Raw genomic sequence first — 14,113 nt, forward strand, 5'->3', positions numbered from 1 at the left:
GATACATTTACTATTTTAGCGCGCAATGCAATCTTTTGAACTGAACAGAACGGATATTCAGCGCCTTAAGCAGGCGCTTGAGAGTGGGGACGATGAACTAAAAGCCCTGCTTTCGGAATATCATGCGTCAGAAATTGCAATTCTTTTTGCCAGCCTTCCCCAGGAATCGCGCGACTACATCATCAATATTCTTCCTTCAGAGACCGCTTCAGAGGTCATCGCAGAGATGGATGCAGAGATACATCCCGAAAGGATATTGGAGAACCTGCATCCTGAACGACGTTCCGAGATCATGGAAGAGCTGGACTATGATGACGCCACCGATATCTTAAGTCAGCTTTCAGAAGATACTCAAAATGAGATCCTGAGCGACCTGGATGAAGAGGATGCCACTCACATCCGTAACCTGTTGTCTTTTGAGGAAGACACTGCCGGTGGTTTGATGAATACCCAGGTGCTGAAGGTCAACAGCAAATTGACCAAAACAGAGGCCCTGGATCAGATTATCAGGCAATCAGAGGAGATGGAGGAGTTCTATACCATCAATGTGGTGGACAACAGAAATATCCTGCTGGGAATCGTATCATTGAAAGATATAATCAAATCGCGTAATACAGTTCTTATCAGGGATCTCATCAAGGATGATTTTGTCTACGTCAAGGCCAATACGGATCAGGAAGAGGTTGCCCGGCTAATCTCGCAATACAATCTGACCAGTATTCCCGTAGTGGATGATCAGATGCACCTTCTTGGCCGCATCACCTTCGATGACGTTATCGACGTAATGGAAGAAGAAAATACCGAAGATATCTTGAAGATCTCCGGGGTTTCTGAAGATGAAGCGCTTTCTGGTAACTGGAAAGAGGCCGTCAGGAGCCGTCTTCCATGGTTGGTCGTTAACCTGGGTACAGCCTTCCTCGCTTCCTCGGTAATCCGGTATTTTGAACCCACCATCAGCAGATTGCTTCTGCTCTCTGGCTACATGACGATGATTGCAGGGATGGGAGGAAATACAGCTACACAGGCGCTTGCCGTTACTATACGCCGTATCTCACTCAGCGATCTGACCGATAATCAGGCTTATAGAACGGTACTTAAGGAGTTCACGGTCGGACTCATTAACGGGGCATGTATAGGACTTGTCGTCTTTCTTTTCGCCGTGTTTTATGATGGAAACCTCATGCTCGGTCTGGTGATCTTTACAGCCATGACGGGAAACCTTGTTCTGGCGGGTATCGCCGGCTCATCAATCCCGCTGATCTTGAAACGCATAGGTATTGACCCTGCCATTGCTTCTTCTATTATTATTACGACGTTTACTGACGTGTTTGGCTTCCTGCTGTTGCTGGGCCTCGCTTCCAAGCTCCTTCTATAGCTCCTAATCTTTCACTGTCCTCATCAGTCTTCTGCGATCCTCTGTGTGGTTTTTAAAATATCTCCAGCAGTCTTATTCACAAATTCAAGTTGATCGGTAATGAGTCTGCTGTCTTTATCATCCGGCAACGACGGAAGATGTGGATCCACCAATAAGATATCCGTTTCAGTAAACGGCTCCTCGTCTCCCCGAAGTTGTTCTATTCCTTCACAAAGTTGGTATAAAGCACGTCTGATCAGCTTAATATGTGCATGATCAACCTGCCTCGTTCCATCATTTCTCAATGCAGAGATCAGCGTTGCGATGTAAGAAGATAGTTTATGGTTTAAGACCATGAATTTATTAGCCTCCCGCACTTTGATCTGTTTGCTTTTGGGCTCAGAGAGCATCCGCTGGTAGGCTGAAGCCATGTTTGCGGAACTTACATAAAGCTCTTTCCTGATGAGCTTATATTCCGTAATATCCAGATCTTTTCCTACAAGTCCCTCTGCCACCTTTGTCAGGTAATGGTAGTTGGCTATAAGCAGCTTTCGCATATACCTTTTCAGCTGCGGATATTCCCACGATGGGAAAAGTACATAGCTGGCGATGAAGGCGATGAACGAGCCGATGAATGTATCCAAAATCCTTTCCTGAACCAGACTCAGATTTCCCATCCCTATGAAGCTGAACATGATCAGTATATAAGGGGTCATGAATAAGACGCTGACAACATAATTCAGTCGTTGGAAGCTATAGGCGCCTATCATGAAGATCAGGAGGAAGAAGAAACGAATGGTCGTGTCTTTTACATAGTAGACGATGAGGGCTCCGGCGATACCTCCGATGATGGTGCCGATGAGACGCTGATAATTTCGCGTCTTCGTCAGGCTGAAACCCGGTTTTAAGATCACGAGAATGGTCATCAATATCCAATAACTATGGTGGCCGAGGGGAAGCAGCTTCGATGCGCAGTAACCGATCACAGCTACAATGGCCACACGAAGCGCATGCCGGAAGGTAGAGGATTTCAGACTCAGGTTCTCGATGAACAGCTTCAGGTCAATGCTCTGCGTGTTCACGAAGCGTCCGAGGTCTTTTTCATTGCTCAAGACCACCTCGCCAACGCCTTTCTTGCTGAAGTAGCTGTACATATTATCAATGCGGCTAACCATGTTTCGCACGTTGATCAGGATCTTTTTCAAGACGAGGTTATTTTCCACCTGATCGATCCGGGTCTTCAGCTCCTCAAGCTGGAGCTTGAAGTCCTGAAAAGGACGGGGTCTTTCATTGGCGTTGATGTCATACCCCATATTTGCCAGCTCACGGGCAATATTGTAGATGATCTTATTGAAGTCTTTTAAGATGCCCGATGCAGCGTAGTTAGTTCTTATCGTTGAATAGTCGTAATGCGTGGCCATCGTTTGCTCAAACAGGTCAAGCACATCGATAAAGACCAGCGTCAGTACCCTCGCCGTGTTGGTCGGGTCCTTCAGGAACATCTTGTTCTTGAACAGGATCTCGCGAACATTATCCTGCTGCTGGTGAACAATGATCTGCTGGTCGATCAGCTTTTTATACGTCTCATCAAAATCCGCCTGCTCATCATAGAATAGAGCTTTCAGCTTCAGATACTCTGCCACCTGATCAATGCACTCCGCTAAAGCGTGCTGTGCTATACGATATGGCCTGAACTGCGAAACTGCCAGACTGAGACCCATATACCAGATTCCGCCGGCCAGCAGGAAACCCGTGTACTCGAGGATGGTCTTCAGGGTAAAATCCTGGTCAATGTTGATGATCATGATCAGGAGCACCGCGGTACCTATGGCAGAGGCCCTGTTCCCGAAGATGTTGAACATGGAAAAGAAGAAGCAGAGGAAGAAGACCTCAGCAACAATCAGTAGCGGGTAGTCGTTGATCAGGCCGGTAAGCAGCGATACGATGATCATGAACAGAATGCAAAAGAGCATTCCATTACGCTTATGAACAACGGGTCCTGGATTATCGGGAATACTGGTGGTGATGGCGCCCATAGACACTGCAATTCCTGTTTCGAGGTGGCCGAGTTGGGATAGCAGAAGAGAGGGCAGTAGAACTCCGAAGGAGATTCTAAGCCCGTCAGCAAAGTATTGACTGTAGATGAAATTCTTTATTTCACGGGTTTGCTTCATAGAGAACGTTGTACCTGGCTAAGTTAAAAAATGTATTGCGCATTGGATAAGTGCCCACGAATTTAGTTTCACTTCTTTCTTGTATTGCTAAATAAATTAGTAATTTTACCCTATGTCAGAACGAGTAAGAGAGAAGTTGAGAATACTTGCAGATGCGGCGAAATACGATGTGTCCTGCGCCTCAAGCGGCAGCAAGCGTAAAAACACGAATAAAGGTCTCGGAGATACGGGAAGTGGAATCTGTCATACCTATACTTCTGACGGCAGGTGCGTATCCCTGCTAAAAATTTTACTAACCAACTTTTGCATCTATGACTGCGCCTATTGCGTCACCAGAAAGAGTAACGATATAGAGCGAACGGCCTTCACCGTCAAGGAGGTGGTCGATCTAACCATCAACTTCTACAGACGCAACTATATAGAAGGCCTGTTTCTAAGTTCGGGGATTTTTAAAAACGCAGATTATACCATGGAGAGGCTGGTACGCGTAGCGAAGGAATTACGTCTGCAGCATAAATTCAATGGTTACATTCACCTGAAGACTATACCGGGTGCAAGTGATGAGCTGATGAAAGAGGCAGGGCTTTACGCCGACAGGCTTAGTGTGAACATTGAAATACCCACTGAAAGCGGGCTGAAATTGCTGGCCCCCGATAAGGACCGGCAGGATATGATCCGGCCAATGAATTATCTCAAGCATGAGATCATTCAGAATAAGGAGGAGCGAAAGCTCTTTAAAAAGTCCCCTTTGTTTGTTCCCGCGGGACAGAGTTCCCAGATGATCATTGGTGCAACAAAGGAAACTGATAAGGATATTATGTACACGGCTGATAGCATGTACCGGAATTTCAGTCTCAAGAGGGTCTATTATTCGGGATATGTGCCCATTAGTAATGATAGCAGGCTCCCTATGCTGAATACCGCGGTCCCTATGGTACGCGAGAATCGGCTTTATCAAGCAGACTGGCTCATGCGCTTCTACGGGTTCAACGTGCGTGAACTGCTGAATCCTGCAACGCCGCACCTGGATCTCGACATAGACCCTAAGCTGGGCTGGGCCCTCAGAAACCTCAACCAGTTTCCTATAGATATCAATAAGGCAGACCTTCAGCTTATCCTGCGGGTTCCGGGTATAGGGCTGCACTCTGCACAGAAGATGGTTGCGGCACGGAAGTTCCAGCGTCTCAATTGGGATCACCTGAAGAAACTGGGAGTAGCTTTAAACCGCGCCCGCTACTTTATCACCTGCAGCAGCAGGGATTTCGAGCGTCGCAACCTCTCTGCCACGCAGATCAAACAGTTCATTCTGGCTAGTTCATCCAGTAAATACCTGAAAAGCCAACCGGCACAACTGGAACTGTTCACATGACAATACTTATCTATGATGGCAGCTGGTTTGGACTGCTATGTTGCATCTTCGATGTCTACGAGTACAAGCTGGGAGCGGTGAGCGTAAGTACACCGGAACGATATCAGCCTGATGCATTCAGTGCACCGAGGGAGGTTCATACGGACACTCAGCACGCTGCCCGTGTGTCAAAAGGCTTACTTAAGAACGTCTCCGCTAAGGCGTACGCAGATCTGTATGCATGCTTTCTTTCAGAGCTGCCCGAAGTACCCGCTTTGATCGTTCGTTATGCAAGGGCGGTCTTCTCCGAGAAGCTTTCAGAGACCGCTTTCGGGAATCCAGATGTACTGAGGGTGACACAGATCTCTAAAATGGTGAGTCGCGAGCGCCATCGTATGAAGGCCTTTATACGTTTTCAACTAACAGCAGACAATATCTACTTTGCGGAAGTTGAGCCGGATTTCAATGTTCTTCCGCTGATCACGGGACATTTTAAGAACAGATATGCCGATCAGGAATGGATTATTTTTGACAAGAAGCGTCAATACGGGATCTATTATGACCTTCAGAAAGTGGAGGAGGTGCAGTTTACCTTCAGTGAGGGGAAATCAAACCCCAACGCGTTTGCGGAGAGTGAAGCGCTCTATAAAAATATGTGGAAAGACTATTTCAAGCATGTCTCCATTGATTCACGGAAAAACACAGCTCTGCATTTACGCCACGTACCTAAAAGGTATTGGAAACACCTCATCGAGAAGCAAGTCTACTGACCCTCTTACTGTTCGTCCTGGTTCTTCTTTTTCCGTTTGAAGATGCCCAGTCCTTTCTTAAAGATCCGCTTGAAGAAGCTTTCCTTTTTTACTGGTTCCTCCACAATCACATCTTCTACGAAAAGCGGACAATTTAGCCGGGCAGCAAGTTCTGAACTCAGAGGTCTGAATTTGCTGTAACGGTAGGTTGAGAATGCGGACTTCGCGACCAGCGATTTCATGAAAGTGGCCCATACCGGAAGTGCTGTATTCGCTCCCTGACCCAATTTCAGCGAGCGGAACCTGACAAGTGGATTTTCTGCTCCCACCCATACGCCTGTTACCAGCTTGGGCGTGATACCTATAAACCAACCATCGGCCTGGTTCTGCGTAGTGCCCGTTTTGCCAGCCATATCCATGCTGAGACCGAACTCTGTTTTAAGCCGGGAAGCACTTCCCGCATCAACCACTCCTTTCATCATTTCGAGCATTGTCGCTGCATTTCCTGCGGAGATTACCTGCTGGCTTTTTGCCTCTTTGGCCTGAAAGACTACGTTGCCCTCCCGGTCCCTGATCTGGGTAATAGAAAAAGGCTTGACCAGGCGGCCCGTGTTGGCATAGACGGTATAAGCCCCTACAAGCTCAAGCAGCGAGAGGCTCGCCGCGCCAAGTGAAATAGAAGGAACTGTCGGGATTTCACTCGTGATTCCCATCCGGTGAGCAAGAGAGATTGTCTGGGAGATCCCGGTCTGCATCATCAGCTGCGCAGAGACCGTATTAACCGAGTAGGCAAGGGCTCCTTTCATGGAATACTTGCCGCTATAATTTCCATCAGCATTCTGCGGCGACCAATTCTCAAACTGCGGATAAGTCAGCCTTTTGTTCTCGATCATCATGCAGGGATCAATTCCTTTCTCCAGAGCCGCTGTATACAGGATCGGCTTAAAGGTGGATCCGGCCTGTCGCCTCGAAAGGATATGGTCGTACTTGAATACCTGATGATTGATCCCGCCAACCCAGGCTTTCACCTTCCCTGTAGCAGGCTCAATGGAAATCAACCCTGTATTGAGTATTTTTTGGTAGTATTTAATGGAGTCCAGCGGACTCATCGTCACCTTCTTATTCCCCGCCCAAGAAAAAAGCGTCATGGGGCGCTTCTCATTGAATATCTCCCGAATGGCCTCCTCTGGTTTGCCTGCCTCCTTCAACAGTGCGTAGCGATCTGATTTCTGCATAGCGCTCGTGATCACCGAGGTGTTGCGACCCCAGGGTGCCTGATTCCCCCAATGCTGGTCGAAGGTCCGCTGTAGCTTCGCCATTTGCGTGCGCACCGCCCGCTCTGCTGCCAACTGAATACGTGAGTCGATGGTTGTGTATATCTTCAGCCCATCGGTGTACAGGTCATAAGGTTTTTCATCTGCATCCATATGTGTCTCTGCCCATTTAAGAAGCTGCTTTCGGAGGTACTCCCGCAAATAAGGTGCAATGCCCTGGCCCCCGCGGCTCTTGTTATAGCTCAGGATGAGAGGTCTCAATTTGATGGAGTCTGCCTCTGCAGGCGAGATGTATCCTTCTTTCAGCATCTGGCTAACTACGACATTTCGTCGGGCAAGGGAACGCTCAGGATATCTTGCCGGATTATACGTGGTATTGGCTTTTAGCATCCCGACGAGCACAGCTGCCTCTTCCATCTTCAGTTCTCCGGATGTTTTATTAAAAAATACCCTCGAAGCTCGTTCTATCCCGTAGATATTGCCGCCCATGGGCACCGTGTTCAGATACAGCTCGATAATTTCTTCCTTGCTGTATACCGACTCGAGGCGTACCGCCGTGATCATTTCCCTAATCTTATTGATCGGAGTACTGAAAAGGCGGTGGGATTTCCTCGGAAAGAGGTTTTTGGCAAGCTGCTGACTTAAGGTGCTTCCTCCGCCGGAGCTCTCATCCTGCAATAAGATCGACTTGACGACTACCCGGAATAAGCCGCGAACGTCAACACCATTATGGTCGTAGAATCGCGCGTCTTCAGTCGCCACCAGCGCTTTAACAACATACGGAGAAATGGACCTGTACCTGACGTTGGTGCGGTCTTGTATGAAGTAGCGGCCGATCAGCACGCTATCGGCTGTATAGATCTCAGACGCGCTATTATTCTGCAGCGACTTAAGCCGCTTTTTACTGGGTACCTCTCCGAAGAAGCCCAGATAAATAGCAAGGTAGAAGATAAAGCCAGCCACTATCAGAGACAGTACAAGCTTAACAAATAGTCGTAGTGCGAAGGAGGTAGAAGGACGCATCATGGATGCAAATATCAAACTTCCAGAACAAAGAAAGGAAATTCGTACCCGATACGCGTTAAAATAGGCTTCGCCACATTATAGACTGGCACCCCTCCAGACGTTTCACCTTTCAGCTGTCCAACGTGCGCATGCCCATGGAATGCAGCTACCACGTTCCTTCTGGTGAGCGGCTCAGCAAGTCGCGATGAACCAAGAAATGGGAATATCTGCTCAGGCTCACCCTTTACTGTTTCCTTTATCGGCGAATAGTGAAGGAGCACAATTTTCTTGATGTTCTCATGCTCCTGATCCAGTCTGGCCAATGCCCTGTCCAAATGCAGGGCTTCATCCACCGCTTCCTGAACAAAGGCCTTCATGGCACCTTCTCCGAACATCGACAGCATATGTCCGTCAAATCCTCCACCGAAGCCCTTAACCCCGGCAAATCCAACTCCGTTCACCACAATCGCTTCTCCATCCAGGATCGTCATATTGTTGTTTTGGAGTATCTGCCTGATAAGCTTATGACGGCCCTTTTCATAGTCGTGGTTACCCAGTACTCCGATTACGGGTATGGTACATGATTTCAGTTCCTGTGCCAGTACTTCCGCTTCTCCTTCATCACCTGTGTCTGTCAGATCCCCGCAGATCAGCAGGATGTCCGCTTGTCGCGATACTTCCTTGAAGTATTCAGACCATTTACCTTTATCAGATTCTCTAATGTGTACATCCCCAACGGCTGCAATCCGTACTTTCTTGGTTTCGTTCTCCATTCTAGACAGTTTTAATCGTACATACCTTGTAGTCCCATTCCTTGATATCGATCTTATATTGAGTTTGATCGATGATAGGTCCGCGACAAACTTTTTCCAGCGAGGCCGGAATATCATATTGTTCTCTCGCCCGCTCCATTAGTTCATCAAATAACCACTTCGGAATGATGTCAGTATATTCAGACGGGTACACGAACTGAAAAATAAGTATTTGAGCCAACAGGAGATGCCAGTGCTGATCAAGACGGAAGAGGATTCTTTTCCAGTCCAAATGCTTGCCGTACTTCAGCAGCGTATGGTTGATGTCTGCACTGTCATGCCTTTCCCTGTTTTGCACGTAGATCTTACACCAGATCAGCTCTTCAGCCGGAATATACTTAACAGGTATGCCCTCAAAAACCCCACTAGGTGCATGTTCGTACCAGGTATCATCCACGGTGCAGATATTATTTACCGTGTCGAAAATGATATCGATGAAGAAATCGCCCTTATAAACCTTTGCGAGCCATCTCACGTCGGTGAGCTCCGTCTCATATCCATTGTCGGCGAAATGCTTCAGGATTTTGGTGTATTCACTGGGTTTGCAAAATATGTCCAGATCTTTTGTGTCGCGGAAAATGCCTGTATAGTTGAACATCGCGAAGGCTCCACCCAACATGTAGTGAGCGCCGCTAGTATTCAGTATTTCAAGGGCTTCTCTGTATATCTTATTTGACTCTGTTTTCTGTTCCTCGGTTTCGATCATATATGTGCGCGCTATAAATGCAGTATCTATAACCCGGTACAGGCATGGAATGTTTGCCGATGTAAATACCGATCTGTCATCTTATGCTTATCTTTGAGGTTAGTACAAGCAAAAAAGCATGAAAGATTTTTCCAAATATTATATCATACCTGCCTCTCCGGAGGAGGTCTATATGGCGCTGACAAACCCAGTCACCATTCATTTGTGGAGTGGCGAAGAAGCGGAGATGTCCACAGAGCCGGGCTCTGAATTCTCCCTCTGGGAAGGCAGTATAGTAGGGAAGAACCTGGAATTTGAACACGGTAAAAAGATTGTTCAGCAATGGTATTTCGGCGATCAGCCTGAAGAATCGATTGTTACCATCAAGCTTCATCTTCACAAGCACGGAACGTCTGTAGAGCTAAAACATACCAATATCGCCGATGAAAACTATGATGATATTGTGGAAGGCTGGAATGAGGTGTATTTTCAGTCGCTCGAAGATTTCTATAGTGAATAAGCAAGGATGCTGATTGATGTTGTTTGTGCCCTGATCGTGAATGATCGGGGGGAGGTGCTGGCGGCGCAACGTAGTGCGTCTATGGATCTTCCTGGTAAATGGGAATTCCCTGGCGGAAAGCTGGATTCTGGAGAGACTCCAAGGCAGGCCCTGGTCAGGGAAATACAGGAAGAGCTGGATATGTCCATTGCTGTACAGGAAGAGCTTCCCGCATCGGTTCATCGGTACGAAAAGAAAAGTGTCCGCCTAATTCCTTTCGTTTGTTCCATATTATCCGGAAATATCAGTTTGAAAGAACACCAGGCCCATGGCTGGTTCAAGCACACGGAGCTGGCGGCGCTCGACTGGGCAGAAGCAGATATCCCCATCCTCCAGCACTATCTGAACAAACACTCCGGCACTATCTGAACAAACACTGCAGCGTTAGTCAAATAGAAACAGCGATGCTACCTGATAGAAACAAAGGGTATGCCTGAAGGCATACCCACCTTATCACTTTATTTTCTTAATTCGAGGACCTGTACGCCGTCTGAGCCGTCGGTCGACTTCAGGATCTGTACTTTGCGCGAGTTCTCTACCTGTATCCAGGTCTTGTTAAATTCATCATCCGCACCATGGATGGTTACATAGTTATCAAATAAGTTCCATTTAAACGTTGTCAGGCTCTCCACCTTGTTGTTCAGGATGGAATATTTAACCTCCTTCTCGCCGGTCTTGTTGCTCTTGAACTTCATCGTCCCGATATTGGTCACCGTAACTTCGTTTTTACCCCCGGGCACAATTCGCTGGTAGCGTGCAATGTTCCAGGTGCCCACAATTTTCTCCGAACAGGAAGAAAGAGAAAGCAGCGCGGCGGCGAGTGTCAGGAATGGGAGGTGTTTCATAGATGTAGTTTTTGAGTCCGTAATATGCTTTTCAGCCTTCCTAATCCGAACAAGGAAGTACTTTGATTGTTTTTGTTTAGACTCCTCCTGTTACCGACAAAGGAAAAAAGGCGTATTTATCTCCCCTATATCAATATATTTGAACACAAGCATTTCATAGACTATGTCAGAACATCATCATCACGATCATGATCATCATGGAGCTCACAACCACGATGGCATCTTCGGATCTAAGACAGAACTAAGATTCAGTATTCTTGCCGGATCATTCCTCACGCTGGGATTCTTTCTTTTTTTTCTGGAAAGCGTAAATCATTGGATTCCGCTCTTGCTGTATATCGTATCATTCTTCTTCGGTGGCTTTTTTGCGTTGAAGGAAGCCGCTGCCAGTATTTCGAAAGGACGTTTCGATATCGACTTCCTGATGCTGGCTGCTGCTGTGGGAGCCGCGACCTTGGGACAATGGTCTGAGGGAGCTTTACTGCTCTTCCTCTTCAGTCTCGGTCATGCCCTGGAACATTCCGCGATGAGCAAAGCTCATAAATCCATAGCTGCATTATCTGAACTCAACCCCAAGACAGCTTTCGTGAAGAAGGGCATTGAAGTGGTGGAAGTCAGGATAGAAGAGCTGCAGATTGGTGATCTGGTGATCGTGAAGCCTGATGCCAGGATCCCTGCCGACGGCGTTGTGGTGAAAGGTGCGGGGCCTGTTAACCAGGCACCCATCACGGGAGAGAGTGTGCCTGTAGATAAACAAGCTCTTGAGGATGCAGATGTGAACGTTGTCAATATCAATGATCTTCATCCTGAGAATCGGGTTTTTTCAGGGACTATAAACGGAGGCTCGGAGCTCCAGATTCTGGTGCTTAAGCTCACGGCTGATTCTACCTTGTCCCGACTCATTAAGCTTGTCAGCGATACCAGGGCCCAGAAGTCCCGTACCCAGATATTTACCGATGAGGTACAGATCTACTACGTTCCGGGAGTCATTGCTCTCGTGGCGATGTTACTCTGCGCATTTTTATTCATAGACGAACCTTTCAAGGATAGCTTCTACCGGGCGATGGCGGTCCTTGTCGCAGCGAGCCCCTGTGCACTGGCCATATCCACACCCAGTGCTGTGCTGAGTGGAATAGCGCGTGGTGCCCGTGGCGGGGTGCTGTTTAAAGGCGGTGGTCCTCTGGAAGAGCTTGGAGGCCTGAGAGCAGTTGCCTTCGACAAAACAGGCACACTTACCGAAGGAAAGCCAAAGCTTACATCGGTGACCGCCGTAAACGGCGCATCAGAGCAGGAGGTTCTGCGTCTCGCTGCAGCTGTGGAGCACCACAGTAATCATCCTATTGCTGCTGCCATTGTAGCTGCCGGAGAAAAGGTCTCAGACTTGAAAGATATTGCAGTCAGCAACGTGACTTCTGTAGCAGGTCACGGCATCAGTGCAGACGTGGAGGGCTCCCGGATATTGATCGGGAATGCCGCTATGTTCGGCGACTTGACCGAAGACATCCGCCAGCTTGCAGCTTCCAAAGAACGCGGTGGGCATACCACCATCGTGGTTCGACAGAATGATGCTACAATAGGCGTCATCACCGTAATGGACACACCGCGACCGGAAGCCTTAGAAACGATAAAAAAATTGAAGAAACTGGGCATTCGCCGCATGGTAATGCTAAGCGGCGATAATCAGCAGGTGGCTGACTCTGTTGCGCAACAGATTGGGATCACCGAAGCATGGGGAAGTCTGCTGCCTGAGCAGAAGCTTGAATCCATTGATGCGCTGTTGAAGAGGGAAGAGCGCGTAGCGATGGTAGGCGACGGCGTGAACGATGCACCTGCAATGGCGAAAAGCAGTGTGGGTATTGCCATGGGAGCTGCAGGGTCTGATGTGGCACTTGAGACTGCAGACGTGGCCCTGATGAGTGATAATCTGAGTAATCTGCCTTTTGCCATTGGCCTCAGCAGACAGTCTCATCGCATCATCAAGCAGAATCTTTGGATTAGTCTGGGCATGGTGGCCATCCTGGTTCCGCTTACCATTCTCAACGTCGCCAATATCGGAATTGCGGTCGTAGGTCACGAAGGTTCAACACTCCTTGTGGTGTTCAATGCGCTGCGCCTGCTGGGTTACCGTTACAAAGGCTAAGTCGAAAGTTCCACAGCGATTAAACTCCGTTCTCAAGCTTGCATGGTTCAAAAGGCATTGAACTGCCTTTAACCGGAAATATACTTCCCTGCGGGGAGTCTGCTTAGTGAAAAGATAATGACTCCTGATACTGCCATACATAGCACAACACTCAAGGGGATGGACAATAGCGGATGCTGCATGAACCAGCTGAGCTTGATCTGGCTAAGTGTCAGTACATGAACAAGGTATATTCCATAGCTGTATCTGCTGATGAAGGCACTAAGTCTGGAAGGCATGCCCCAGTTGATGTTTCTGAACAGCATGAATATCCCTACAGAATACATCAGGATGTTCGGACTCGCGTAACCATACAGGCTGGCGTCAAAACGCTCATGTTGACTCGAGATCCAGAAGGTACCCACTACCGTAATGAGAAAGCCGCTTAGCGCCAGAAACAGCCAAAGCGGCTGCATATTTCCTTTAAACTGCCGGTTGCCCAGATAGTAACCCAGCGGCAGATACCCAACATAGCGTAATACATCCGGAACCTTCAGGGCTTCTCCAAAAAGATCCGCACAAAAAACGCCAATAAAGCACAGTCCGCTCAAACCAAGAAGAGCAGGACCGGACATTCTTCTGACCCACTTGCCCAGAACTGGGATTAGCAGGTAAAGGCCCATGATCATGTAAACATACCAGAAATGGTAGGAAATGCTGTCCTGAACAAGCTGCTTGCCGAATAAACTCAGATACTCTGACGGCGACATCTGCCACAGACGTCCCGACTTAATCGCCAGTTGGAGCAGGCTGTAAATCAAGCTCCAGAAGAGAAAGGGAAAAACAATCCTCGAAAACCGCCGTCGGTAGAAATCCAGGGGGCGGCTATGGGTCCTGAGTAGCAACGCGCCGGAGAGCATCACAAAAACAGGCACACAGAAACGTGCCAGACAGTCAATCAGATGTCCCGTCCACCAGGTGGCGCTAGCGATTTGTCCGAAAAGAGAAGGTATGGAAGCGGCTGAATGAACAGTGACTACGCCGACTATGGCAGCGGTACGCAGCTGATCTGCCCAGATAAACTTCTCTTGTTGTTTTATCATCACACGCTTCAATGAATATTATCCGCCGAAATTAGTGAAAGCGGGCGCACGGAGGGGGCCGCTTGCGAATGGAAATAAAATGGCCC

General features: G+C 48.1%; 12 protein-coding genes. 6 read left to right on the plus strand and 6 right to left on the minus strand.

The features are described 5' to 3' along the window. Positions 1–25 precede the first annotated feature (25 nt). Positions 26–1,375, plus strand: a complete 1,350-nt coding sequence (mgtE, locus tag ACO1NU_RS14980) for a magnesium transporter (RefSeq protein ID WP_448819299.1) — start codon at positions 26–28, stop codon at positions 1,373–1,375. A 23-nt stretch (positions 1,376–1,398) separates the two neighbouring features. Here mgtE and ACO1NU_RS14985 read toward each other — a convergent pair whose 3' ends face one another. Continuing rightward, positions 1,399–3,528, minus strand: coding sequence for an FUSC family membrane protein (locus ACO1NU_RS14985; protein ID WP_448819300.1), 2,130 nt, complete (start codon positions 3,526–3,528; stop codon positions 1,399–1,401). Between the two features lie 112 nt (positions 3,529–3,640). Here ACO1NU_RS14985 and ACO1NU_RS14990 point away from each other — a divergent pair, with 112 nt between their 5' ends. Next, positions 3,641–4,897 (plus strand): putative DNA modification/repair radical SAM protein, encoded by a 1,257-nt coding sequence (locus tag ACO1NU_RS14990; RefSeq protein ID WP_448819301.1) that lies wholly within the window; start codon positions 3,641–3,643, stop codon positions 4,895–4,897. Then, positions 4,894–5,646 carry a TIGR03915 family putative DNA repair protein gene (locus tag ACO1NU_RS14995; protein WP_448819302.1) on the plus strand — a complete coding sequence of 251 codons (753 nt, stop codon included), beginning with the start codon at positions 4,894–4,896 and terminating at the stop codon, positions 5,644–5,646. The genes ACO1NU_RS14990 and ACO1NU_RS14995 overlap by 4 nt, the downstream gene beginning before the upstream one ends. Before the next feature lie 5 nt (positions 5,647–5,651). Here the strand turns inward: ACO1NU_RS14995 and ACO1NU_RS15000 are convergent, their stop codons facing one another. From ACO1NU_RS15000 to ACO1NU_RS15010, 3 genes are read right to left on the minus strand one after another with little or no spacing between them, the layout of a single operon-like run. Next, entirely contained in the window at positions 5,652–7,925 is a 2,274-nt protein-coding gene (locus ACO1NU_RS15000; RefSeq protein WP_448819303.1) for a penicillin-binding protein 1A, read from the minus strand. Between the two features lie 11 nt (positions 7,926–7,936). Further along, a complete protein-coding gene (locus ACO1NU_RS15005; RefSeq protein WP_448819304.1) occupies positions 7,937–8,677 on the minus strand; it encodes a metallophosphoesterase family protein in 741 nt (246 codons plus the stop codon). A gap of 1 nt (position 8,678) precedes the next feature. Further along, positions 8,679–9,422 carry a nucleotidyltransferase gene (locus tag ACO1NU_RS15010; RefSeq protein ID WP_448819305.1) on the minus strand — a complete coding sequence of 248 codons (744 nt, stop codon included), beginning with the start codon at positions 9,420–9,422 and terminating at the stop codon, positions 8,679–8,681. Positions 9,423–9,540: 118 nt separating this feature from the next. Here ACO1NU_RS15010 and ACO1NU_RS15015 point away from each other — a divergent pair, with 118 nt between their 5' ends. Beyond that, on the plus strand, positions 9,541–9,921 hold the full coding sequence (locus ACO1NU_RS15015; RefSeq protein ID WP_448819306.1) for an SRPBCC domain-containing protein: 381 nt from the start codon (positions 9,541–9,543) through the stop codon (positions 9,919–9,921). Positions 9,922–9,927: 6 nt separating this feature from the next. Then, entirely contained in the window at positions 9,928–10,329 is a 402-nt protein-coding gene (locus tag ACO1NU_RS15020) for a (deoxy)nucleoside triphosphate pyrophosphohydrolase (RefSeq protein WP_448819307.1), read from the plus strand. An 89-nt stretch (positions 10,330–10,418) separates the two neighbouring features. Here the strand turns inward: ACO1NU_RS15020 and ACO1NU_RS15025 are convergent, their stop codons facing one another. Continuing rightward, the gene (locus tag ACO1NU_RS15025; RefSeq protein WP_448819308.1) at positions 10,419–10,805 is read right to left on the minus strand and encodes a hypothetical protein; all 387 of its coding nucleotides are present in this window, start codon (positions 10,803–10,805) and stop codon (positions 10,419–10,421) included. A gap of 163 nt (positions 10,806–10,968) precedes the next feature. Between ACO1NU_RS15025 and ACO1NU_RS15030 the strand changes: the two genes are divergently transcribed. After that, positions 10,969–12,945 carry a heavy metal translocating P-type ATPase gene (locus ACO1NU_RS15030; RefSeq protein ID WP_448819309.1) on the plus strand — a complete coding sequence of 659 codons (1,977 nt, stop codon included), beginning with the start codon at positions 10,969–10,971 and terminating at the stop codon, positions 12,943–12,945. A 68-nt stretch (positions 12,946–13,013) separates the two neighbouring features. Here ACO1NU_RS15030 and ACO1NU_RS15035 read toward each other — a convergent pair whose 3' ends face one another. After that, positions 13,014–14,027 (minus strand): acyltransferase, encoded by a 1,014-nt coding sequence (locus ACO1NU_RS15035; protein WP_448819310.1) that lies wholly within the window; start codon positions 14,025–14,027, stop codon positions 13,014–13,016. Between the last annotated feature and the right edge of the window lie 86 nt (positions 14,028–14,113).

The organism is Arcticibacter sp. (assembly GCF_053551015.1).

Bases quoted from the DNA above. Each gene is read 5' to 3' on its own strand.
- ACO1NU_RS15005 (WP_448819304.1), bottom strand. From the start codon at position 8,677: ATGGAGAACGAAACCAAGAAAGTACGGATTGCAGCCGTTGGGGATGTA.
- ACO1NU_RS15015 (WP_448819306.1), top strand. From the start codon at position 9,541: ATGAAAGATTTTTCCAAATATTATATCATACCTGCCTCTCCGGAGGAG.
- ACO1NU_RS15035 (WP_448819310.1), bottom strand. From the start codon at position 14,027: ATGATAAAACAACAAGAGAAGTTTATCTGGGCAGATCAGCTGCGTACC.
- ACO1NU_RS14985 (WP_448819300.1), bottom strand. From the start codon at position 3,528: ATGAAGCAAACCCGTGAAATAAAGAATTTCATCTACAGTCAATACTTT.
- ACO1NU_RS14990 (WP_448819301.1), top strand. From the start codon at position 3,641: ATGTCAGAACGAGTAAGAGAGAAGTTGAGAATACTTGCAGATGCGGCG.
- mgtE (WP_448819299.1), top strand. From the start codon at position 26: ATGCAATCTTTTGAACTGAACAGAACGGATATTCAGCGCCTTAAGCAG.
- ACO1NU_RS15030 (WP_448819309.1), top strand. From the start codon at position 10,969: ATGTCAGAACATCATCATCACGATCATGATCATCATGGAGCTCACAAC.
- ACO1NU_RS15025 (WP_448819308.1), bottom strand. From the start codon at position 10,805: ATGAAACACCTCCCATTCCTGACACTCGCCGCCGCGCTGCTTTCTCTT.
- ACO1NU_RS15010 (WP_448819305.1), bottom strand. From the start codon at position 9,422: ATGATCGAAACCGAGGAACAGAAAACAGAGTCAAATAAGATATACAGA.
- ACO1NU_RS14995 (WP_448819302.1), top strand. From the start codon at position 4,894: ATGACAATACTTATCTATGATGGCAGCTGGTTTGGACTGCTATGTTGC.
- ACO1NU_RS15000 (WP_448819303.1), bottom strand. From the start codon at position 7,925: ATGATGCGTCCTTCTACCTCCTTCGCACTACGACTATTTGTTAAGCTT.
- ACO1NU_RS15020 (WP_448819307.1), top strand. From the start codon at position 9,928: ATGCTGATTGATGTTGTTTGTGCCCTGATCGTGAATGATCGGGGGGAG.